The 22,477-nt window shown below is 39.2% G+C and carries 22 protein-coding genes and 1 pseudogene; 16 read left to right on the top strand and 7 right to left on the bottom strand.

What is annotated here, in order from left to right:
• Positions 1–8: 8 nt before the first annotated feature.
• The gene (locus J4G36_RS07215; RefSeq protein ID WP_210469354.1) at positions 9–950 is read right to left on the bottom strand and encodes an alpha/beta hydrolase; all 942 of its coding nucleotides are present in this window, start codon (positions 948–950) and stop codon (positions 9–11) included.
• Between the two features lie 16 nt (positions 951–966).
• The gene (locus tag J4G36_RS07210; RefSeq protein WP_210469353.1) at positions 967–1,869 is read right to left on the bottom strand and encodes a hydroxymethylglutaryl-CoA lyase; all 903 of its coding nucleotides are present in this window, start codon (positions 1,867–1,869) and stop codon (positions 967–969) included.
• A gap of 83 nt (positions 1,870–1,952) precedes the next feature.
• On the opposite strand from J4G36_RS07210, the gene J4G36_RS07205 reads away from it, so the two are divergent.
• From J4G36_RS07205 to J4G36_RS07165, 9 genes are all read left to right on the top strand, one after another.
• A complete protein-coding gene (locus J4G36_RS07205; protein ID WP_210469352.1) occupies positions 1,953–3,137 on the top strand; it encodes an acetyl-CoA C-acetyltransferase in 1,185 nt (394 codons plus the stop codon).
• Between the two features lie 20 nt (positions 3,138–3,157).
• Entirely contained in the window at positions 3,158–3,412 is a 255-nt protein-coding gene (locus J4G36_RS07200) for a DUF3886 domain-containing protein (RefSeq protein WP_210470461.1), read from the top strand.
• A 124-nt stretch (positions 3,413–3,536) separates the two neighbouring features.
• On the top strand, positions 3,537–4,529 hold the full coding sequence (locus J4G36_RS07195) for a M23 family metallopeptidase (RefSeq protein ID WP_483315884.1): 993 nt from the start codon (positions 3,537–3,539) through the stop codon (positions 4,527–4,529).
• A gap of 229 nt (positions 4,530–4,758) precedes the next feature.
• Positions 4,759–5,757, top strand: coding sequence for an ABC transporter ATP-binding protein (locus J4G36_RS07190; protein WP_210469351.1), 999 nt, complete (start codon positions 4,759–4,761; stop codon positions 5,755–5,757).
• Complete coding sequence (locus J4G36_RS07185; protein ID WP_246880542.1) at positions 5,750–6,781, top strand: dipeptide ABC transporter ATP-binding protein; 1,032 nt, start codon at positions 5,750–5,752, stop codon at positions 6,779–6,781. Before J4G36_RS07190 ends, J4G36_RS07185 begins: the two co-directional genes overlap by 8 nt.
• Positions 6,782–6,868: 87 nt before the next feature.
• Entirely contained in the window at positions 6,869–8,698 is a 1,830-nt protein-coding gene (locus J4G36_RS07180) for an ABC transporter substrate-binding protein (protein WP_368668732.1), read from the top strand.
• Between the two features lie 74 nt (positions 8,699–8,772).
• A complete protein-coding gene (locus J4G36_RS07175) occupies positions 8,773–9,738 on the top strand; it encodes an ABC transporter permease (RefSeq protein WP_210469349.1) in 966 nt (321 codons plus the stop codon).
• An 11-nt stretch (positions 9,739–9,749) separates the two neighbouring features.
• Positions 9,750–10,673, top strand: coding sequence for an oligopeptide ABC transporter permease (gene opp4C / locus J4G36_RS07170; RefSeq protein WP_483315883.1), 924 nt, complete (start codon positions 9,750–9,752; stop codon positions 10,671–10,673).
• 101 nt (positions 10,674–10,774) lie between these two features.
• Positions 10,775–11,803, top strand: coding sequence for a DUF2332 domain-containing protein (locus J4G36_RS07165; RefSeq protein ID WP_210469348.1), 1,029 nt, complete (start codon positions 10,775–10,777; stop codon positions 11,801–11,803).
• Between the two features lie 59 nt (positions 11,804–11,862).
• On the opposite strand, the gene J4G36_RS18830 is transcribed toward J4G36_RS07165, so the two are convergent.
• Positions 11,863–12,810, bottom strand: a complete 948-nt coding sequence (locus J4G36_RS18830) for a polysaccharide deacetylase family protein (RefSeq protein ID WP_210469347.1) — start codon at positions 12,808–12,810, stop codon at positions 11,863–11,865.
• Between the two features lie 254 nt (positions 12,811–13,064).
• On the opposite strand from J4G36_RS18830, the gene J4G36_RS07155 reads away from it, so the two are divergent.
• Positions 13,065–14,207, top strand: a complete 1,143-nt coding sequence (locus J4G36_RS07155) for an MFS transporter (RefSeq protein ID WP_210469346.1) — start codon at positions 13,065–13,067, stop codon at positions 14,205–14,207.
• A 55-nt stretch (positions 14,208–14,262) separates the two neighbouring features.
• Here J4G36_RS07155 and J4G36_RS07150 read toward each other — a convergent pair whose 3' ends face one another.
• Both J4G36_RS07150 and J4G36_RS07145 read right to left on the bottom strand, forming a co-directional pair.
• The gene (locus J4G36_RS07150; RefSeq protein ID WP_246880430.1) at positions 14,263–14,637 is read right to left on the bottom strand and encodes a VOC family protein; all 375 of its coding nucleotides are present in this window, start codon (positions 14,635–14,637) and stop codon (positions 14,263–14,265) included.
• Positions 14,638–14,639: 2 nt separating this feature from the next.
• Entirely contained in the window at positions 14,640–15,389 is a 750-nt protein-coding gene (locus J4G36_RS07145) for a metallophosphoesterase family protein (protein WP_210470456.1), read from the bottom strand.
• An 827-nt stretch (positions 15,390–16,216) separates the two neighbouring features.
• Between J4G36_RS07145 and J4G36_RS07140 the strand changes: the two genes are divergently transcribed.
• From J4G36_RS07140 to J4G36_RS07130, 3 genes are all read left to right on the top strand, one after another.
• On the top strand, positions 16,217–16,807 hold the full coding sequence (locus J4G36_RS07140; RefSeq protein ID WP_210469345.1) for a YdeI/OmpD-associated family protein: 591 nt from the start codon (positions 16,217–16,219) through the stop codon (positions 16,805–16,807).
• Complete coding sequence (locus J4G36_RS07135; protein WP_210469344.1) at positions 16,804–17,430, top strand: hypothetical protein; 627 nt, start codon at positions 16,804–16,806, stop codon at positions 17,428–17,430. Before J4G36_RS07140 ends, J4G36_RS07135 begins: the two co-directional genes overlap by 4 nt.
• A gap of 78 nt (positions 17,431–17,508) precedes the next feature.
• Complete coding sequence (locus tag J4G36_RS07130; RefSeq protein ID WP_210469343.1) at positions 17,509–18,381, top strand: DMT family transporter; 873 nt, start codon at positions 17,509–17,511, stop codon at positions 18,379–18,381.
• 257 nt (positions 18,382–18,638) lie between these two features.
• On the opposite strand, the gene J4G36_RS07125 is transcribed toward J4G36_RS07130, so the two are convergent.
• Positions 18,639–18,974, bottom strand: coding sequence for a L,D-transpeptidase (locus tag J4G36_RS07125; RefSeq protein ID WP_210470455.1), 336 nt, complete (start codon positions 18,972–18,974; stop codon positions 18,639–18,641).
• A gap of 413 nt (positions 18,975–19,387) precedes the next feature.
• Between J4G36_RS07125 and J4G36_RS07120 the strand changes: the two genes are divergently transcribed.
• On the top strand, positions 19,388–19,957 hold the full coding sequence (locus J4G36_RS07120) for a DUF4256 domain-containing protein (protein ID WP_210469342.1): 570 nt from the start codon (positions 19,388–19,390) through the stop codon (positions 19,955–19,957).
• A gap of 113 nt (positions 19,958–20,070) precedes the next feature.
• Here the strand turns inward: J4G36_RS07120 and J4G36_RS07115 are convergent.
• Positions 20,071–20,439, bottom strand: a pseudogene (locus J4G36_RS07115) (iron chaperone).
• A gap of 287 nt (positions 20,440–20,726) precedes the next feature.
• Here J4G36_RS07115 and J4G36_RS07110 point away from each other — a divergent pair.
• Positions 20,727–21,680, top strand: a complete 954-nt coding sequence (locus J4G36_RS07110; protein ID WP_210469341.1) for a calcium/sodium antiporter — start codon at positions 20,727–20,729, stop codon at positions 21,678–21,680.
• A 204-nt stretch (positions 21,681–21,884) separates the two neighbouring features.
• Positions 21,885–22,445 (top strand): AAA family ATPase, encoded by a 561-nt coding sequence (locus J4G36_RS07105; RefSeq protein WP_210469340.1) that lies wholly within the window; start codon positions 21,885–21,887, stop codon positions 22,443–22,445.
• The last annotated feature ends 32 nt before the right edge of the window (positions 22,446–22,477 follow it).

Here is a 22,477-nt window from a genome sequence, read left to right as displayed (position 1 = left end):
GCTAATCACTAGCGGGTGTTTAATTTTGCGATGAAACCAAATCGCTGAAGAAATTCTTTTACGGTCTTTTCATACGATTCGGGATTATCATTAAATGATTTTGCATGGGCCCCTTTTTCGAAAAGTTTCAGCATTTTATCGCCAGGTTTCGCTTGATATAATTCTTTTGTCATATAGGGCAATATAAATTCATCTTTCATACTATGGATAAACAACATGGGCTTTTGAACATTTTCAATTACTTCGCGAGGTGAAACCAGATTCAGTGTGTAACCATCTCTCATTTTCAAAAAAAGATTTGCAATACGTAAAGCCATCGTACTTCGGAGCGGCGTCTCCATTCGTAGAACATGAAGGACCTGTTCTGTAAAATCGGAAAAAGGACAATCTACAATGTGAAAATCTGCGTCATCATCAAATGTTCCGGCGTAAAGAATCGTCGTTGCTGCACCCATTGACTCCCCGTGAATACCAAGCAAAGCATCTTCACCAATCTTCTCGCGAATTGCTTGCACAATTGCCTGTAAATCCAACTTCTCATAATAACCGAAACTGGTCGTTTTTCCACCTGATTCACCGTGTCGTCGATGATCATAAATGACAGAGTTAAAACCCAGGCGTTCAAATAATCGAGCATATTTGATTGAATTCGTTTTATTTTCCGTCACACCATGACATATTATTACAGTGTTCTTTGTATTTAGCGGTTTTAAAAAAACAGTATTTAATAAATAATCATTTGGCGAATGGATCCATAGGCCTTCTTTTCGTACGGTTTCATACCACTTTTCATCGAAACGTTTCGCCAATATTTCACGTTTCATGATTACATCAGGATCCTTCATTTTTAAATACATAAGCCTGTTCGTCGCTAGAAATCCGAATAAAGTAAAGAAAGCAGCAACTACGCTCGAAATAATTCCGGTTATAAAGATAATACGCCGTTTCACAAAATTCTCCTCCTACTTACAGCTGACCATTACTAAACAACCGATACATACCTGTTTCGATCGGTCTGGATATATGCGGCGCAACGAGTGCGACAGCCTCGCAAACTTTTTTAACATCAATCCCAGTTGCAATGCCGAGTGTATCCAGCATATTCACAACATCTTCCGTTGCCACATTCCCGGTGGCGCCGGGAGCGAAAGGACAACCGCCTAAACCGCCGGCGGACGTATCGAAACGATCAATGCCAGCTTGAAGCGCAGCATATATATTCGCCATCGCCATTTTGCGTGTGTCATGAAAATGCGCAGTGATTAATGTGTTTGGAAATGCATCTTTTAAAATTTTGAATAAGGCATAGCTTTCTTGTGGATTGGCCATACCAATGGTATCTGCCACACTAAGTTCATCTGCCCCCATTGCGACGAACTTGTTACATAATTCAACAACTGCATCACTTTCTATTTTACCTTCGTATGGACAGTAAAATGCGGTGGAAATACACGCCCGAATAAAAATTCCTTCCTCTTTCAATCGAGCAAGAACGGGTACGAGTGCATCCATGCTTTCGTCAGTTGAACGATTAATGTTTTTTTGATTGAATGAATTGCTCACACCTACAAACACAGCAATACTACGTGCGCCTGCTTCCAGTGCTAATTCAGCACCCTTTGCATTTGGCGCTAGGACAAATTGCCGTCCGTGAGCTGGTGTATCTTGCAAAATTTCATTGGCATCTGCCATTTGTGGAACCCATTTTGGAGAAACGAAAGAGGTTAACTCCATTTCTTTAATATTTGCCCCTTGTAATGCCCTTATAAACCTTAATTTATCCTTTTTATGAACATGTTTGCTTTCATTTTGGAGCCCATCACGTGGGCCGACCTCGATTATTGTTGCTTTGTTTGGTAAAATAAACATACCATCCCTCCTCATTGTTATTATAATGATGAGATGGAGTGACAAGCAAATTAAGTAAACAATAGTTAAGGGGGAATTTAGAAATGGAAAATGAAGTAGTCATTGTAAGTGCGGTTAGAACTGCGATAGGATCATTTCTTGGTTCATTAAAAGATGTATCTGCAGTTGACTTGGGGGCAACCGTTATTAAAGAGGCACTAGAACGTGCCGGGGTTTCACCGGAGCACGTTGATGAAGTCATTATGGGGAATGTCTTACAAGCCGGGCTCGGACAAAATACAGCTAGACAATCCGCAATTAAAGCAGGACTGCCGGAGACGGTTCCAGCAATGGCGATAAACAAAGTATGCGGTTCAGGATTGAAGGCGGTTCATCTTGCGCGACAAGCAATTGTTTCGGGCGATGCTGATATTATCGTTGCTGGCGGAATGGAAAATATGAGCCAGTCACCTCATTTATTAAAGGGGTCTCGGGAAGGCTATAAAATGGGCGATCAAAAAGTCGTCGACAGCATGATTTCCGATGGTTTATGGTGCGCATTCAATGATTATCATATGGGCGTTACAGCGGAAAATTTATGCGACCGCTATTCAATAACACGTGAAGAACAAGATGAATTTTCAGCGAAATCGCAGAAAAAAGCGGCTGCAGCAATTGAAGCAGGAAAGTTCAAAGATGAAATTGTTGCCGTAGAGATTCCAGTGCGTAAAGGCGATCCAATCATATTCGATACGGATGAGTATGTGAGAGGGAGCTCCACTGCTGAAAAATTAGGGAAACTCCGACCTGCATTTAAACGTGAAGGAAGTGTTACTGCAGGAAACGCTTCTGGTATCAATGATGGTGCCGCGGCATTTGTTATCATGTCAAAAAGAAAAGCGGATGAACTCCGTTTAACTCCACTCGCAACGATTGAAGCGAATGCAAATGCCGGTGTCGAACCATCAGTCATGGGAATCGGCCCGGTTCAAGCAGTGAAAAATGTATTGGCTCGCGCAAATATGGATTTGGCTGAAATTGACTTAATCGAAGCCAATGAAGCATTTGCAGCTCAATCCATTGCAGTCGACAGAGAACTCGAGTTTGATCATGAAAAACTGAATGTGAACGGCGGCGCAATTGCGCTTGGACATCCCATTGGTGCCAGTGGTGCTCGGATACTTGTAACATTACTCCACGAGATGAAACGCCGAGATGCAAAAACTGGACTCGCAACACTCTGCATCGGAGGCGGACAAGGTGTCGCCACAATTGTAAAACGTCCTTGATTGAAGGAAGGTGAATTTTGATGTCAGCAAAAAGTAAAAAAGGTAATCGACAACATGTTGCCAAAATAGAAAATACGACACCAACACTATCTGATGCCCTTGATGATGATCTACTTGCAAAATTAAAATCAGTAAAAACCGATTTAACAAAGGTGGAACGTCAAAACGAAGAAGAGCGTCAAGAAAAACTTCGCCTCGAACGAAAAGAACGTGAAAAAAATAAAAGTTTTGAAGAACTTTTAAATGAATACGGCGATGTCGGTAAGAAATATTAATAGTTCACAAGTTAGTGCCCAAGAAGCATATTCTTGGGCGCTTTTTTCTGAAACGTTTTCCATTCATGTAAAAATTAAAATTGGGAACGCTAAATAATATCATCGAAGAAAGGAGGTTTTTTGTTTGAGTGTTTGTACGCGTATATTGTTTTTCGCATTCGCACTATTCCTCTTTTCAACGCATCAGGCATTAGCTGAAGAGGAACAAACAAGAGAACAAGAATTAGAAGAGAGGATGGCGTATTACGTAAAATACAGCAATCCAATTTTACCTTGGTATTACTTGGCTGCAATCGACCAATTTGAACGAAATATACAATCAGTACGTTCTGATATCCCAAAAAGCGAAGGCCCGATTTCTATATACTATCCGAGTGAATTTTGGAACGGTGCGCTGAACCCAGCAACCGTAGACACGTCTGAGGTTGCCATTACTTTTTTCAATGGATATGGACGTGATGGTAACAACGATGGAGTTGTCGATGTGGAAGATCCTGACGACAAACTCTATACGCTAGCTACATATCTCAGTTCTTATGGGGCCACGGAACAAGGTGTGAAAAAAGCTTTAATGGATTATTATGACCGTAAAGAAACCGTTAAACAGATTATGACGATTTCAACACTTTATAAGCATTTTCAAACATTAAATCTAGACCTAAGAGCTTTTCCTCTGCCCGTTCACGCCAACTATAGTTATCGAAGTACTTGGGGCGTTAGCAGAGGGTGGGGCGGCAGGCGAATTCACGAAGGTACAGACCTATTCGCCGGCTATGGTGTGCCAGTTCTTTCAACTTCATATGGAATTATTGAAGTCATGGGGTGGAATGATTATGGTGGTTGGCGAGTAGGCATTAGAGATATGTACAATACGTATCATTACTACGCACATCTATCCGGTTTTAATAAAGAAGTTAAAGAAGGCGACATTGTTGAACCTGGTACATTGCTAGGTTACGTCGGAAGTTCAGGATACGGTAAAGAGGGAACGTCCGGACGATTTGCACCGCATCTCCATTACGGGATGTACAAATATAACGGAAGAACTGAATGGGCTTTTGATCCGTTTCCTTATTTGCGGCTTTGGGAAAGAGAAGATAAAAATAAAAAACAATAACCATCATCCCCGAAAATGGTACAATCTACCATGGTCGGGGATTTTTTTAGTAAATAAACGTTTTATACAAATTTCGACAAAATATTCAGTATTTTTAAAAAGATTAATCGAAAACAGATTGACAATTTAGATAGTTACAAATACAATGTAGTCAATTGTCGCAATAATGTAACCAAATATAACGTTCAATTTCTTCTGAGAGTAAAATAGTTTCGAATGGAGTGTTCTTATGAGTTTACGGCCTATACTAGACGTCGAAGAATTGAAAACCTATTTTTACTTGAACCAAAATCAAGTTGCCAAAGCCGTTGATGGCATTTCATTTTCTGTTTTTCCAGGCGAGACTGTCGCTCTTGTTGGAGAGTCTGGAAGTGGAAAAAGTATTACCGCATTATCAATCATGCAACTTATTAATAAACCAGGGAAAATTGTTGAAGGTTCGATTTCGATGAATAATCAGGAGCTATTAAAATTAAAACCAAAACAAATGACATCGATTCGGGGAAATGAAATCGGAATGATTTTCCAAGAACCGATGACCGCACTAAATCCAGTATTCACAATTGGAAATCAGATAACGGAAATCATTAGAAAGCATAAAAAAGTGAATCGACGAGAAGCCGAAATTCGAGCAATTAGCCTGTTAAAAGTCGTTGGCATTCCGCGTCCCAAAGAAATCATGAAAGAATATCCACACCAATTGTCAGGGGGGATGCGCCAACGAGTTATGATTGCAATGGCCATATCATGCGATCCGCAGCTTTTAATAGCTGATGAACCCACGACGGCATTAGATGTTACGATACAAGCGCAAATTCTAGACTTAATGGTTGAAATGCAAAAGAAGTTTCAAATGGCACTTTTACTTATCACGCATGATTTAGGCGTTGTCTATGAATATACGGATCGTGTCATGGTCATGTACGGTGGGCAAATTGTCGAACAAGCCCCTACTAAACAACTATTAAAACTTACTAGACATCCTTACACACAAGGTTTATTGGCCAGTTTACCAAAGATAGACGAAGACGTGGAACGCCTGGGGACGATTAAAGGGACGGTTCCACCTTCATATAACTTCCCCAAAGGTTGTCGTTTTGCAACTCGTTGTCCGTTTGTAATGGACAAATGTAAAGAATCAAACCCAGAGTTAAAGGAACTGGATACAGGCCATTTTGTCCGTTGTTATCTTTATGTGGACGGAGGAAGTATAAATGACGATGATTGAACGAAACTTGGAAAGTTCTAATCTAGAAAATAGAACCGATAAAGATATTTTGTTAGAAGTTAAAGATTTAAAAAAGTATTTTCCGATAAAGGGAGGTATTTTAAAAAGAACGGTCGGCCAAGTCAAAGCGGTGGACGGTGTCTCTTTTTCTATTATCAAAGGCGAGACATTGGGTGTCGTTGGTGAATCAGGGTCCGGAAAATCAACATTGGGACGCGTGATTTTACGACTACTTGATCCGACAGAAGGCAATGTGATTTTTGATGATGTGGATATTTCCTACTTAAGCCAACGAAAAATCCGGCCGCATCGAAAAGATATGCAAATCGTTTTCCAAGATCCATTTGCCTCTTTAAATTCAAAAATGAGCGTCGGTCAACTTGTTGAAGAACCTTTAATTGTACAAGGGCTTCTATCTAAAAAAGAACGCATGAAACAAGTCACAGAAATTATTACTAAAGTAGGGCTGCGAAAAGGTGATTTGCAAAAATATCCGCATGAATTTTCAGGCGGACAAAGACAGCGGATAAGCATTGCCCGAGCGCTAGTTGTGAATCCGAAATTTGTCATTTGCGATGAACCAGTATCCGCATTGGATGTTTCTATCCAAGCGCAAGTATTAAATCTTATGAAGGATCTTCAAGAGGAACTAGGGCTTACTTATTTATTCATCGCGCATGATTTAAGTGTGGTCAAGCATATTAGTGATAGAGTGGCCGTTATGTATTTAGGTAGATTTGTAGAACTTGCATCTAAAAAAGCACTCTACAGCAATGCACTACATCCTTATACACGCGCACTTCTATCCTCAATACCTGTGATTGATATTGATAAAGATCCAGCAAAAAAAGTCGAAAAGATTAAATTGCAAGGGGATCTTCCAAGTCCCGCAAACCCGCCGACGGGCTGCACTTTTAGGACAAGATGTCCATATGCATATGAACGTTGTACATCTGAAATACCCGAACTGATTGAGTTGGAGGAAAATCATTTTGTTGCTTGCCACTTATACACAAAGGATTGATTTTTATTACCTTTAGGGGGTGATGTGTGCTTTGCAAGTGTTAAGAAAAATAGAATTTTGAGTAAAAAATGAAGAGGGGGAACTATTTTGTTGAAACGTTATAGGAGTAGCCTGTTTTTGCTTATTTTTGTATTGATGTTCGGTTTAGTGCTTGTAGCATGTAATGCAGAAAACGGTGACAAAGATTCGGAGAAGCCAGACGATGCGGAAACAGAAGACACGTCCACAGATGGCGAGGACGAAGAAGCAACGGATGACGATGGTCCTAAAGAAGGCGGTACGGTAACAGGTGCGATGCATACAGCACCAGCAGGTATGTTCAACCCTATTTTTTATGAAGAAGCTTATGAAGCGAACATTCTTGACTTTACACATGAAGGCCTCACATCACAAAATGAGAAACTTGAATTCATCCCTGGATTAGCGAAAGAATGGAAAACGAACGACGATCAAACCGAGATTACGTTTACGCTAGAAGAAGGCGTCAAATGGCATGATGGGGAAGAGTTTACTGCGCATGACGTAGTGTACACATACACGGCAATCGCAGATCCTGATTACGTATCTGCAGGCGGAGTTCGTACAAACTATGTAGAGCCGCTTTTAGGATATGAGGATTATGTTTCCGGAGAGTCAGATGAGTTTCCTGGTGTTGTAGCGGATAGTGACTACCAAGTTACGTTCAAATTCGCAGAGCCTAATGTAATGCCGCTCTATTACACAGGTTTCCCAATTATTCCAGAACATATTTTCAAAGACATTCCTGTAGCTGATATTCCGGCAGCAGTAGAGTCTACACAACCTGGAAAGGTTATTGGAACTGGACCATTTAAATTTTCGGATATGATTGAGCGCGAACAATATACGCTTGAACGTCACGACGAATACTGGCAAGATAAACCGCATTTAGACAAAATTGTTTGGAAAATTGTCCAGCAGTCCGTTATGACAGGTTTACTTGAAAAAGGAGAAATCGACTTTATCGCTGCTCCAGGCGGAATTAACCCTGCAGACTACGATATGGTCAATGATTATGACAACGTGAAAATTGCCGAACAAGCAGACTTTGGTTACCAGCTATTAGGATTCAAGATGAACCACCGTACTGCAGAAGATGTTGCAGGTGGCGTGATTGAACCAGATAATTGGGTTCCAAACAAAAAAATTGCCGATCCAAAAGTCAGGCAGGCCATTGCCTGGGCAATTGACAGAGAAGGTCTTGTTGGGAAAGGGCATGGTGAAGGATTACTTCATGGTCGCGGCCAACCAATCAACTCGCCAATTGCAGTTCAATTCTGGGCGTATGATGAAAATGCAGGAACAAACTACACATACGATCCGGATAAAGCAGAAGAAATGCTAGATGAGCTGGGCTATGTCGATAAAGATGGTGACGGCTACCGTGAAGATCCAGACGGAAACGAATGGGTTCTAAATATGGAATATCCAGTCGGAAACGAAATCCGTGAAAGATCGGCGCCATTGGTCGTTAAGTATCTTGACGATGTTGGCATTAAAGTTGACCTTCGTCAGCCGAAAGATATGTCAGTCTACGTTGATGGACTTACAAAAGACAATTCAGACTGGGATCTTTACTTGATTGGCTGGAATTTGGGCAGCGCGGATCCTGATCCACTAGGTCTATGGGGCATTAAAGATGCTTATAACTTCTCGCGTTGGAACAACCCGAAATCGGATGAGTTGCTCTACAAAGCAATTAAGGCGCCAGAAGCATTTGACCAGGACTATCGTACAGAAGTTTATCAGGAATGGCAGAAGTACTTCTCAGAAGATTTACCGGCATTCCTGCTTTATGCGCAAAACAGCATTTGGGCATACAATGATCGTATTCAAAACGTCCAAATCTTGCCGCAAACTATGTACAGAGATTCACATACTTGGTGGGTTAACGATTAATAATAACTAGAAGGAAAGAAAATGAGAGTATGCGATTAACCGCATACTCTCCTCCTTCAAGGGAGGATCGTCGTATGTACCAATATATTATTAGAAGAATATTAGTATTTATCCCTATGTTATTAGCGTTGTCCATTATTGTATTCGGCTTGGCTAAGGCAGCACCCGGTGACCCGTTTACTGGAAAGATTTTAGACCCGAACATAAACCCCAAGGTATATGAACAGCAAAGGGAAGCACTGGGTCTTAACAAACCAGTTCCTATCCAATATCTAAATTGGGCCAAGGAAGTATCACGGGGAAACTTTGGTGAGTCAATTACTTTTAACGGTCGTTCCGTTCAAAGTTTGATAAAAGAACGAATCTTGAACACCGTATACTTAGGACTAGTCGCATTAGGCATCACGTTAGTCGTCGCAATCCCGATAGGTATCTATTCAGCCCGAAAACCTTACTCATTATTGGATTACGGTGCAACGACTTTTGGATTTGCGGGACTAGCGATACCAAACTTTTTCTTTGGACTTGTTGTCATTTATCTATTGTCGATAAAAATGGATTGGTTCCCAGCGCAAGGAACTTTATCGTCGAATGACCTTTCAGGATTCGCAGAGTTTAAAGATCGAATTCATCATATGATCCTTCCTGGTTTAACATTAGGGCTTGCTAGTACGGCTTCCTATATGCGCTATATGCGTTCGGAAGTGTTAGATGTCCTTGGCAGTGATTATATACGAACCGCAAAGGCTAAAGGCATGAGTGACCGTAACGTACTCTATAAACATACATTGCGAAATGCAATGATTCCGATTATTACACTGATGGGCTTTGAATTCGGTGCGATTTTAAGCGGTGCGATTATTACAGAACAAGTCTTTAACTTTCCGGGATTAGGGACGTTATTCATCAACGCAATAACGAACCGGGATTATCCTATTGTAATGGCGATCGCTCTTTTATTGGGGGTAGCAATACTCGTCGGAAACTTAATAGCAGATATTTTCTATAGTATTGTAGATCCGAGAATTCGTTATGATTGAGGTGGATATGTATGGTTCAACCGACTCCAATTGATTCAATGAGTGTAGATCCGAACGAAGAAGTGGTTTTAGACCGAAAGCATAGAAGTCCGCTTCAATTGGCGATGCGACGTTTTCTGAAAAATAAATTGGCGATTTTAGGTCTGGTCGTTTTTTTTATCATTATTTGCATGGCTGTATTTGCACCGTTCTTAACGGATCACGATCCTACAGAACCTAATTTATTATTAATTGAACAAAGTCCTACCAGTGAACATATTTTGGGAACAAACAGCGTAGGGCATGATAACTTTTCACGGTTGCTTTACGGCTCTAGAGTTTCATTAATTGTCGGTTTTAGCGCAATGTCATTTACCTTAATAATTGGGCTTATAACAGGTGCCGTAGCCGGCTATTACGGCGGGGTAGTTGATAATATTATAATGAGATTAACAGATTTAGTACTTGCGTTACCGTTTTTAGTATTAGCACTCACAATCATTGCCTTAATGGAAAAGATTACGATTGGTATATTTGTCACAATTATCGCGATTACCTCGTGGCCGACCTTGACCCGGATAGTTAGGGGAACCTTTCTTTCCCTTAGGGAGCAAGAGTTTGTCTTAGGTGCCAGAGCGATAGGTGCAAGCGATACAAGAATAATTTTCAAACATTTCATCCCAAACGCCATTGGTCCAATCATTGTTAACGCGACATTGATGATGGCATCGATGATAATAATTGAATCTGCCCTAAGTTTTATTGGTTTTGGAATACCACAACCTACACCGACATGGGGGAATATGATATCCGAAGCACAAAGTATACGTATCCTCCGCTATCATCCAGAAGCATGGATTCCACCTGGACTAGGCATATTGGTGACCGTACTAGCGATTAACTTTATCGGGGATGGGCTGCGTGATGCATTCGATCCGAAGAGTGATGGCAGATAAGAAACGAATAAAAGTAAGTTGAAAATATACCCCGAGTCCACTCTCTTTGAAAAGAGTTATGGAACGGGGTGTTTGCATTAAAACGATCGGAGGACATTATTGTGGATATTGCCCGATTATCAAATGAGTTTAAGGTTTTTGCAGAAGCAGAATGCAAAGGCTCAAGCATTCTTTATGAATATCTATCCAATCAAATTGCAGGTGATACTGATTTACTAACCCTGAGTTCTTTCGCTAGGGAAGGGCAACCTGTGCCTAACTTATTTTTTGGCGCTGTTCAGTATTTATTACATAAGGGGGTTGAACATTCATTAAGTGACTATTATTCAAGCATGGTAGAACATCCAAAGAATTATAAAGAATCTTTTTCACACTTGAAAGATTTTTGTTTCCACTATCGTGAAGAAATAATTTCACTTTTGAAAGAAAAATTAGTACAAACAAATGAAGTGAAGCGGTGCGGATATCTCTATCCCGTATTTTCGTATGTTTATAATAAAACGCACAAACCATTTGCTTTAATTGAAATTGGAACGAGTGCGGGCTTTCAGCTACTTTGGGATCAATATAGTTATACTTATCAAACGGAAATCATTTATGGTAATCGCCAATCTGATCTCCGTATTCAATCAAAAGTAAAAGGAAATAACTTCCCAAAATTATACATGGAAAGTCCACCAGTCACACACAGAATCGGGATTGATCTACACATTAATGATGCCGCAAATGATGAAGACGCACTGTGGTTGAAATCATTAATTTGGCCGGAGCATGAGGCAAGAAGGGAACTCTTCAACCACGCGATAAACTGCCTGACACAAAACAAACATAAAATTGAGTTCATCGAGGGAGATGGCGTGGAGTGTCTACCGAAAATTGCAGAACAAATTTCGAATGATGCGGTGCTTTGTGTATTTCATACCCATGTGGCCAATCAACTACCAGAGGCTATGAAATACAAACTATTGGATACCATTAAGAAGAGTGGGGAGAAAAGAGATATCTTCCACATCTACAATAATATATGGGATGGAAAGCTTCATCTAGATTACTTCATGAAACAAATCGAATATAAGAATGTAGTTGGTGAAACAGATGCGCACGGTAGATGGTTTACCTGGAATCTCTAGAAAAGATGGAGTGACAAATAAATGCCCCTAAACAAGTCTTGTGATTTGTTTAGGGACATTTATTTATGAACATATTCAACAAACGTATCAAATGTTGTACCTGCTAAAATATTAAACCTCGGTAGTTCATACAGATGGTCATCGGGAGATGCTGCGCGATCTTCAGTTGTAAATGCCATTTTAAACCCTAATTCCTTTACAATACTAATTGTCGAAGGCGCGTATTCGCCATAAGGATAAGCAAATGCAAGATTTTCACCATTCAAATTGTGGATGCTACTTTCAATATCAGTCATCACTTCCTTGTCAGTTCTGGAATTTAAATAAGAAACTTCTATATTTTGCACAATCTTTTCACGTCTATGATAGTTATATGTGTGGCTTTGATAGTCAAAAACATCACATGCCTTAGATAACTCTTTTATACTAAAGTATTGAACATGTTTCGGGGTAAATGGTTGAACTCTTTTTGTGACTGCGCCAGTAATAACGAAGTTTACAGCTTCAAAATCATATTTCTTCAACAAAGGATAGGCTTCAATAATATTATCCTTATAGCCATCATCGAAAGTTAACAAAACACTTTTATCCGGAATATCCAATTCACCTATCAGAAATAAATAGAGTTCCGACAAGTTTATCGTGACGAAGTTATTTTCTTTTAGATAGTTCATTTGTTTTGTAAACTCTTCTTTCGTCACAACCTTTGGATTAAGTACGCCGTCGATATAATGCTGTTTACTAATATTGGACCCTTTGACAATGCGGTGGTACGTAAGAACAGGCACAGTTGAAGCTGGTTTTCCCTCAATTGAAAAAGCTCGCTCTTTTTTTTGTGAACCCGCCTCACAATTATTTAGCGGAAATTGATGACTTGTCGGAAAAAGGCCGGCATGTTCTTTTGATAATAAGTAATAATCCTTAATGATGAATATAGTTATAAAGATAAGTGCTCCAAACAACGTAAAAAGTCCAGATACGAATGTTATTCTATGGAATAGGTTCACATTCTTTTTGGTCAACACACTGTTCCTTTCTTTCGATCTGATTCCACTTCCGAGGAGGAAAAAATACATCCCAAAGACGCTTTCCATTCATTTTTACTTACTATTTATATGAGTTGACAAGCTGACTTATGTTGAAAGTTGAGGAGAACATAGATTTGTCCGACAAAAAGTCCTGCTGTCGCAATTCAATTAAGTTAAAAACTTTTCAATTTCATGTATGATAGAAGGGAAGAATAGTTGAAAGGAATTAGTTCATGACTAGAATGCTTTATTTTATTATTATGGTTTCTTTTCTGGATACATTTATCCAGTTACCAATTATCACACCTTACGCACTACAGTTAGGCGCATCTAATATACTAGCCGGCGGAATTGTGGCAATTTACTCCTTAACAAATATGGTTGGTAATATTATCGGCGGCCATTGGATTGATAGGTTTGGTCGCAAAAGGATGCTATTTATCGGCATGTTTGCGGCATCGATTATATTGCTCCTTTATCCTTATGCTCAGACTGGTGAACAACTCTTTGTGATTCGGTTTCTGCACGGATTGGCAGGTGGGGTATTGATACCTGCGGCGTTTGCATACGTTGGTGATCAAACAAGCAAACGTTCCAGAGGAAAAGCCATGGCGATTACTGGTGCATGCATCGGAACAGCGGCTATTATTGGTCCAGCCATAGGCGGAATTATGGCGGCGCGGTCCGAGGTTGAGTATGTTTTTGTACTCGTAGCGGTATTATTTTTCATCACGACATTATTGTTATTAAAGTTTGTGAAAGAATCATTTTCGGAAACGGAAAGAAGTGCAGTGTCTATTAAACACTTTATGCCGTTGTTGAAAGACCCATTATTGCTCCAAGCGTCTCTGGCGGCATTTGCATTAATGGTCAGTAATGGGACATTGGCATTTGCACTCCCATTAAAAGTCGCAGACATGGGAATGGACTCCGAAACAACAGGCCTGTTATTGAGTACATTCGGCATAGTTGCCTTAATCGTTTTCTTAACGCCACTAAATCGTATGTATGATCGTTTTGAGCCAATCACTTTAGTCGTCATTGGTCTATGCTTAATTGCGTTTGTTCACATCATGTTAAACTTTACAATGAATTCAACAATTGGATATGTCCTAATGTGCGTGTACGGCGTAGGATTTGCATTTGTATTCCCGTCGATGAATAAAATTGTGGCAGATGCTTCGTCGAAGATTGATCGCGGAAAAGCCTATGGTATTTTTTACGCATTCTTTTCTTTCGGGGCAGTCGCTGGTTCATTTATCTCGGGTGCAGCTGCTGAAATCATCGGTTTTCCATTCTCCTCAAGTGCGACAATCATGCTCGCCATTGGATTGTTTTTGCTTTACTTTTCAAGAAAAACAAAGCGATCACTTTAAAAAGTACCAGGTTCATAACGACGATAACTGTCGTCGGAACCCGGTACTTTTTTAGTTAGCTTTTCATGGCAGAATCAGTCGGTTCCCATAGCTCAATCTTATTTCCTTCCAAATCCAAAATATGCGCGAACTTTCCATAGATTTCAACTTGCAATTCCCCAACAACCTCAACACCTTTTGCTCGAATTACCTCAAGATATGAAGCCAAATCATTCACTCGAAAGTTAATCATAAACTCTTTATCTGATGGGCTAAAATAAGTTGTATCTTTGGCAAAAGGCGCCCAAACAGAACTTCCTTCGGTGTCACCCCATAAAAAAGTTTTTCCGTATTGATCCGATGTTAACCCAAGCTTTTCTTGATACCATTCACGCAACTTGTCCGGGTCATTGCACTTAAAAAACACGCCACCTAATCCAGTAATACCCATAATTATTCACTCCTCTTTAGCTGATTCCCGTGAAATGCCTTCAATATAAAATTACGAGTTGGAACTTTTAGTTTTTCATAAGACAGTAGAAACTCCGTGTTATCATACGGCGCTTCAACCAACTCTACTTGGATTTCATTTACTTCAATCGTAACAACCGCATATCTAGCAACTGAATCCTCAGCACAACCTAGAGAACCGGGGTTTAAATAAGTCGTATGCGCGCCCTTAAAAAAATGAACGGGATGATGATGACCAAAGCAGATTAAATCGACATCTTGCGGACCAAACAACTTTTCCATGTTCTCAAGACTCGGCTGAACAATCCTTGCATAAGGATCATCGCTAATATGAGCATCGATCTTCTTGTCCTCCACATGATAATGAGTGAAATAGACCGAATGTCCTAACATGTCTTTTCGAATAAAACGCGGCAACTCATCAAGTTTACTGATAAATTTCTTGTCCATTCCTTTAGCAATCCATTCATGATGTTCTTTCACATGCGGATGACTTAAAGGATGTGGCTCACCTTTAATAATGGCTAGTACCGCTTCATCATGATTGCCTGTAATCATCGAAATATCATCTCGAGAAAATAACAATTCCAAGACAGCGTTCGTATCAGGTCCAATTGCAATCATGTCGCCAAGGGAATAGATATGTTCTATATCCTTGCGGTTATCGATTTCATAAAGAACGGCCTGTAAAGCAGGCGCATTTCCGTGGATATCAGCAAGAACAGCAAACATCAAAAGAATTCACTCCTATCAAAGTTCATAATCGCTTGTTTTTACTGTACTTATTCAATAATAGTTGGTGGAATCCCTTTTTTAGAATATGAAAGTTTACATCTAAAGAAGCCTTCGTTTCTTTCATGACAAAATAAAGTAGCACAATTAATTGAGTGCACTGAAAGAGTGCACTTCTATTTCGCACTTCGCTGATTCCGCGGGAGTCTCAAGACTGCGCACTAAATCGGAGAATAATGATATGAAATACATATTTACATACTTTTACAGTGACCTCCAATTAATTGGAGCAGCATTTTATTTTAGCTTGCGTATTCACAATCCAGGATTTACAGACAAGGCGTTCACAATGACATCCTCCGGTACAAAAACTTCATCAGTATGATTATAATTTGTGAAAATATGTTTGTTCTAATCGATTTGATGGATTTCAAGGATATAATTCGAAGTTGCAACTGTCGTCGATTCTTGGGCAACGACTAAATAGGTGGTACAGGATCCCCCCTAATCTTCAATCAAAAGCTGTGAATTATCAGACAAATGAACTGCTAACTATGGTAGAATGAAAATATCATACAATATCTTACAATTCTCACCAAATTCGAAGACACACTCATCAATCAGCTCGACTATGATCAAGCGATTATTCCGAATGTCGAAGCGATTCAATCAAATTATTATCTATAACGGTAACTTGTTGTGAAGCAGATGGGATTATTAAAAGAAATAATCGGGAATTAGTAGATAATAACGGCTAACAATGAGTATAAGATACGGTGGAATTATGAGAGAAATCGATTTTCAAAAATGACAAGGCGGGTTCCTAGATGACAAATGATAAAACGAATTCCAAGGTTGATCAATATATAAGTAAATCTAAAAAGTGGCAAGAGGAATTTGTAGCTCTAAGAAATATCGTTCTTGACTGCAAGCTGACTGAAGAATTTAAATGGGGCCATCCATGTTATACGTTTGGGGATAAAAATGTTGTTTTAATCCATCGATTTAAAGAGTATTGTGCGTTTCTGTTTCACAAAGGTGCCTTGATACAGGATAACCATGGGATTCTAATCCAGCAAACGGAGAATGTACAAGCGGCGCGTCAGATTCGGTTTACAAATGTTCAAGAAATCCTAGAGATGGAAGTTGTTTTGAAAGACTATATTTATGAAGCGATTGAAGTTGAAAAAGCCGGATTAAAAGTTGAAAAGAAAACAGAAATCATCATTCCAGAAGAACTCCAGAGCAAATTCGATGAAATCCCTGTCTTTAAAACTGCTTTTGAAGCATTGACGCCGGGAAGACAACGAGCGTACGTACTTTACTTTTCACAAGCCAAACAGTCTAGTACCCGAACAACAAGGGTTGAAAGATATATGCAACACATTTTTGACGGGAAGGGGTTAAACGACAAATGACTTCAAACCATAATAAGCCGATTAAAACCCACTCATGGCCGCTGATTATTTTTCTACTAATTATATTTTGGCCGATAGGTGTTTATTTTCTAGTCAGGAAACTTAGCGTTGATAAAAAAGCGTCATTGACTTCCGGACGAAAAATGACGATTTGGGGATGGATCATTGCAGCCATGGGGGTAATCTCATGGACGTCATTGATGGAAGATGGATTCATAGATGGAACACTTGGTATGTTGTTTTTTGTTTTCTTGGGTCTGACTTTAGTCTATCTTGGTAAAAAGTCATCGATAAATGCGGATAAATATAAAAAATACATCGATATAATTGTGAATAAAAGAGTACGATCGATTGCGACGATTTCATCCGCTATTCCCGTATCACATGATATTGCCATTAAGGATATTCAAGAAATGATTCATAAAGGTTTTTTTGAAGATGCCTATATTAATTATAATCAAGATGCAATTGTTTTTTCGACAGAAGATGAAGTTGATGAAAGAGTTAAGAATCATAAAGTAGATATGAAAGTCGTATCTTGTAACGGTTGCGGAGCAAATAGCAAGGTGGAAAAAGGAAACGTTGAAGAATGCCAATACTGCGGGTCGCTCATTGGTGGATGATAAAGTGAAAAATATGTCTGGATCTAGTTTATTGGTATGAAGGTAGGTTGATAAACACCACTTTCACAAGGGGGTAGCATGAATAAATATGTATACGGATTGCTTGTCATTTTAACTACATCATTAATGGGTTCTGCTTTTGCAATAGGGAAAATAGGTTTACTCTATTTTTCTCCTATTTTACTTGTCGCCTTGCGCTTTACGATTGCAGGAATATTGATGGCTATTTTCGTTGTTTTTTGGAAGCGGCCTCATCCTCGTTCTTTACAAGATTGGTGGAAAGTTTTTATTATCGGGTTCTTTCAAACCGCTGGTGTGATGGGTTGTATTTTCGTTAGTTTGAAAACGATAAAAGCCGGTGAATCTTCTATTCTTACATTTACAAATCCTTTGCTTGTCGTCATTTTAGGTACTATTTTTTTGAAGCTTACATACAAAAGATTGCAATGGATTGGTGTTGTGGTCGGCTTTTTAGGGGTGTTTATTACTTTTGGCGCTCACTTATCTATTAAAATCGGAACATTACTAGGGTTTCTTTCGGCAGTTTCCTGGGCGATCGGAACACTATTAATCAAAACATGGGGACAAACAATAAATGTGTGGGTGTTAACTGCCTATCAAATGTTGTTTGGGGGACTGATCCTCTTTGGCGGAAGTTTTATCTTAGAAGAACCATTTTTCGAACCAAATATCATTTCTATTTTTATTCTTTTATGGTTGGCTATTATGGCTTCAGTAGTACAATTTGCAGTATGGTTTTATTTACTTACAATTGGGGATCCAGGAAAAACAAGCGCTTTTTTATTTTTAGCTCCATTCTTTGGTGTCATCTCGGGTTGGCTTCTCTTAGACGAACCAATCCATTGGTATGTAATGCTTGGGGGCGTCTTTATATTTATCGGAATTTTCATGGTGAACTGGGTTCCGAAAATAAATCTTAAACGCATATGAATGTTGGCGCGCGTAGAAATGAGACAAGTCGAAAAATACGAATACCGTGGGTCGCTCACTAGTGGATGATGAATGGCGTAATAGAGGCGGTGTCGATTCATCGGTGCCGCTATACACCGTGCAATTTTAGCAAATGATATTTCCGAATGAAAATAAAAATGGAAGCTAATCAAATTTGATTGGCTTCCATTTTTCGTTAATGCAAGTGTAGTGGAACTCACAATAACGCAGATAAAGGTTGTGGGATTCAAATCCTATCATTTGTGAATATAGACAGTTGTTCCAAGCAACACCCTAGATGCTAAGTCTAATACATCTTTGTTATACATTCGTATACATCCGTGTGACACGTTTTTTCCGATAGAGGAAGGATTATTTGTGCCGTGTATCCCATAATGGGGTTTTGATAATCCCATCCAAAACACGCCGAAAGGGCCGCCTGGATTCAGTTGTTTATTTATAATTTTGTATTTTCCCAAAGGAGTTGATGTCACCATTTTTCCCACAGCGACTGGGTAAGTTTTGATGAGATGTTGATCATTGTATAGTCTTAAACGGTGTTTTCGTGTGGATATATCAATCCAAAGTTTAATAAGATCGCCTCCATACCAAATGATTGTTAACTTATTGTATGGGCGAAAACTTCAGAGAGCAGGGCTTGATGTTCGTGATTTCTTATTATTGTTTTACGATTCGAAAGTTTTATTGCAAGAGAACTTAATTAACGTACCGGTTTTCCAAACCTTAAAGAATACTATTTAAACACAAAAAATAACCCATCATTGAGTTGAAGGCTCAGATGGGTTATCACTAACAGAACAGCCGACACCGTTTATTCAAGTTCTATATATTATACAATTCGAAAATGTCTATTGTAAGTGGAGCTAATTTACGAACCGATTTGCCAAAGTTTCATGAATAATTGGTGCGCAGGTACGATTTTAAAAACGAAAAATGCTATACTTATGGTGTAAATTGAACCGATTTTAATTAGGAGGAAGCTAATATGACAAGCGAAAATAATAAGGAATTATCAATAGAACAACGAGAAGAATTAATCGAGAATTTGAAGGTTCGGTTTGAAAGAAATATGAACCGCCATGAAGGTCTTGCGTGGGATAAAGTCCAAGAAAAGCTGGATGCTAATCCTGAAAAACTATGGTCGCTAAATGAAATGGAGAGAACTGGAGGAGAACCAGATGTTGTGGACTATGATATAAAGAATGAAATTTACGTTTTTCATGATTGTTCGGCGGAAAGTCCTAAAGGTCGTAGAAGTGTTTGTTACGACCGTGAAGCGTTAGAATCAAGAAAAAAACATAAACCAGAAAATAGCGTTATTGATATGGCAACTGCTATGGGCATTGAACTTTTAACGGAAAATCAATATCGAGCGTTACAGGAACTTGGAAAATTCGATATGAAAACATCGAGTTGGGTGCAAACACCATCTAACATTAGAGAACTCGGTGGTGCTATTTTTTGCGATCGTCGCTATGACACTGTTTTTGTGTATCACAATGGGGCCGAGTCCTACTATGCGGCTAGAGGATTTCGTGGCTCGTTAAGGGTCTAGATTTACTGGTGGCCATCATTTCTAGATCCATCCGCAAGTTCATGGCTAGGATGGGGTGTCCGTCAATCGATTTAACGGATCGGCGGACATTTTAGATTAGGCGTGTTTTGTTCCTATCGCCAAAAGCTCGTATAACCGGCCTTATCTTGAATATTAAAATCAATCATCTTCCCAAGTAATTCATAGTTAACGGGTTCATTCCACGGAATTCGAAACAAGCCCTTGGTAGCGCTATAACCAGCTTGTGCAATGTCATCGGAAAATAGCGTTATGCCTACTGGTTCCGGCGAAACGCTTAAATGATGCTTCGCTGTTGAAAAACCGATAATAAATGTGTCTTGGTGCGTAAACATTGGCGTATTCCACTTGATTTGCGGTTCAAGATTCGGAAATTTATCAGCAACCCACGTCAATATTTCCTTTGTTTAATCATGGTGGTCGGGATTATCAATACCTGTTAAATACTTTTCAAAAACCTCCATGACTTCCTCCTTCAATTCAACAAAATAATTGCTTCTTCACATTATACAATTCAGGCATATCTCTTACAAGGGGACGTTCTTTAATCACAATACAGAATGATCTCGAGTGTAGAATGTATTTATTTAACGCATTAATGTTTGAGGTAACTTTAGAAACATTGAGTAAAATGAAATAGATTGTCGACTTTTACATTATCCGTTTTTTTATTGCGTAATAATGTAGTATGTAAGCAAAGTAATCAGAAGATGATAGTAATCATACATGAACCGGATAGAGGTAAAAACCAATGGCATATATTATATTAATTGTTGGATTTGCATTGTTGATCAAAGGCGCTGACTTTTTTGTTGACGGGTCTTCCAATATTGCGAGACTGCTTCAGGTCCCGCCTATTTTAATCGGCTTAACAATTGTCGCATTGGGAACAAGTTCCCCGGAGGCGACTGTCAGTATTATTGCAGCTCTTGAAGGAAATGCAGAAGTTGCAGTGGGAAACGTAGTCGGAAGCAATATTCTTAATACTACGCTCGTTGTAGGCGTGACTGCTTTTCTGTATCCATTGATGGTTCAAAGTGAGACGATTAGAAAAGAAATCCCGTTTACAATACTCGCAAGTGTGGCATTGCTTATTCTTATGAGTGATATTGCATTACAGGGATTCAGTAGCAACATGATAACACGCAGTGATGGTTTGATCCTCTTGTTGTTTCTTTCGATCTTTATGTATTATGTGATTGAGATTGGGCTAAAAAGCCGAAAAAATGCAGCGAACGTACCAGCACCAAAGAATATCAGCTGGGGTAAAAATATATTCATTACGATAGTAGGGCTGGTTGGAATTATATTTGGAGGGAACTTGGTCGTAGAAAACGGCATGGAAATTGCTTTTTCCCTTGGCATGAGTGAAACATTGGTAGGACTAACGATTATTGCAATCGGAACGTCACTTCCTGAACTAGTCACTTCTATTTCAGCGGCACTGAAAAAAGAAAGTGAAATCGCGCTTGGAAATATTGTTGGAAGTAATATTTTCAACATTTTGTTTGTACTCGGTGCCTCGGCTACAATTTCTCCATTAGCGGTGAACGATAAAGTATTTAGTGACGTCGTGTTTATGATTGTACTGACTGTTGTATTATTGATTTTTTCAAGGACCAGTTTCAAAGTTGGAAAGCGTGAAGGGGTGGTGCTTGCCGCCGCCTACATTATTTATTTAGTCTATATAATATTACGAAATTAATGGCGTCAATTATGCCTAGGGATATTGTATATAATTTGACAACTGTGCAAGAAACTAACTCGATTGTTTGATCATTCAAGAATGTTTATTGCACAGGTATGATTTTAAGTTGATAAAGAGTAAAAAATAATGAAATGACTGTGGTATTAGTGGGTGAGAAACTTTTAGTAGTTACTTTAATTTCATCAGAATGGAGTTTAAATTATGCAAAGATTTGCCATCATGACTGTCGGTAAGACCCATAGCGGAAAAACTACATTTTCGAAAGTATTGGAACAACAGTTGCACAACTCATTGGTAGTCGACCAAGATAATCACGCGGAATTCATCAATGCGTATTATAAAACTTTAATGCCTAAGGAAGGGCCAAACACATTCAAGTACGCGATTTCCAAAACAGTTATAGATTATGCAATAGATCAAACTGATTTTCATCTGATCTTAAGTAATGCAAATCGTGGGCTGAAGGGGCGAGTGAGTTTACTAGAATACCTGAAGAGCAAGGGGTTTATCAGCATTATCGTTAATTTCGATATTCCGGATCATGTTCTACTGGAACGCATTTCAGCGAGTCAACGTAGCACAACAATATTTAGAACCGCATCGACATTTGAGGAAGTTCTTAAACGACAACAAGCTGAGACTGAAAAAGATGGTGTGATAGAACCTCGGGAAGGCGAAGCAAATTATTTATTTGGGATTAAAAGCTCCGATGATGTGCCAGCTGTTATTTCAGAAATTGTAAAAGCCGTGCAAAACTTATGAAATCTTTAATAAGTTAGTAGTGGAATTTTGCA

It is taken from the genome of Sporosarcina sp. 6E9 (assembly GCF_017921835.1).
In the GTDB taxonomy this organism is placed as follows: Bacteria; Bacillota; Bacilli; order Bacillales_A; family Planococcaceae; genus Sporosarcina.
Note: the sequence above shows the minus strand (reverse complement) of the source record. Positions and strands in the feature narration are given on the sequence as shown.

Excerpts from the sequence above, each read along its gene's own strand:
- J4G36_RS07110 (WP_210469341.1), top strand. The coding sequence starts at position 20,727 with ATGGCATATATTATATTAATTGTTGGATTTGCATTGTTGATCAAAGGC.
- J4G36_RS07140 (WP_210469345.1), top strand. The coding sequence starts at position 16,217 with ATGACAAATGATAAAACGAATTCCAAGGTTGATCAATATATAAGTAAA.
- J4G36_RS07135 (WP_210469344.1), top strand. The coding sequence starts at position 16,804 with ATGACTTCAAACCATAATAAGCCGATTAAAACCCACTCATGGCCGCTG.
- J4G36_RS07205 (WP_210469352.1), top strand. The coding sequence starts at position 1,953 with ATGGAAAATGAAGTAGTCATTGTAAGTGCGGTTAGAACTGCGATAGGA.
- J4G36_RS07155 (WP_210469346.1), top strand. The coding sequence starts at position 13,065 with ATGACTAGAATGCTTTATTTTATTATTATGGTTTCTTTTCTGGATACA.
- opp4C (WP_483315883.1), top strand. The coding sequence starts at position 9,750 with ATGGTTCAACCGACTCCAATTGATTCAATGAGTGTAGATCCGAACGAA.
- J4G36_RS07185 (WP_246880542.1), top strand. The coding sequence starts at position 5,750 with ATGATTGAACGAAACTTGGAAAGTTCTAATCTAGAAAATAGAACCGAT.
- J4G36_RS07210 (WP_210469353.1), bottom strand. The coding sequence starts at position 1,869 with ATGTTTATTTTACCAAACAAAGCAACAATAATCGAGGTCGGCCCACGT.
- J4G36_RS07190 (WP_210469351.1), top strand. The coding sequence starts at position 4,759 with ATGAGTTTACGGCCTATACTAGACGTCGAAGAATTGAAAACCTATTTT.
- J4G36_RS07150 (WP_246880430.1), bottom strand. The coding sequence starts at position 14,637 with ATGGGTATTACTGGATTAGGTGGCGTGTTTTTTAAGTGCAATGACCCG.
- J4G36_RS07120 (WP_210469342.1), top strand. The coding sequence starts at position 19,388 with ATGACAAGCGAAAATAATAAGGAATTATCAATAGAACAACGAGAAGAA.
- J4G36_RS07105 (WP_210469340.1), top strand. The coding sequence starts at position 21,885 with ATGCAAAGATTTGCCATCATGACTGTCGGTAAGACCCATAGCGGAAAA.
- J4G36_RS07200 (WP_210470461.1), top strand. The coding sequence starts at position 3,158 with ATGTCAGCAAAAAGTAAAAAAGGTAATCGACAACATGTTGCCAAAATA.
- J4G36_RS07145 (WP_210470456.1), bottom strand. The coding sequence starts at position 15,389 with ATGTTTGCTGTTCTTGCTGATATCCACGGAAATGCGCCTGCTTTACAG.
- J4G36_RS07130 (WP_210469343.1), top strand. The coding sequence starts at position 17,509 with ATGAATAAATATGTATACGGATTGCTTGTCATTTTAACTACATCATTA.
- J4G36_RS07175 (WP_210469349.1), top strand. The coding sequence starts at position 8,773 with ATGTACCAATATATTATTAGAAGAATATTAGTATTTATCCCTATGTTA.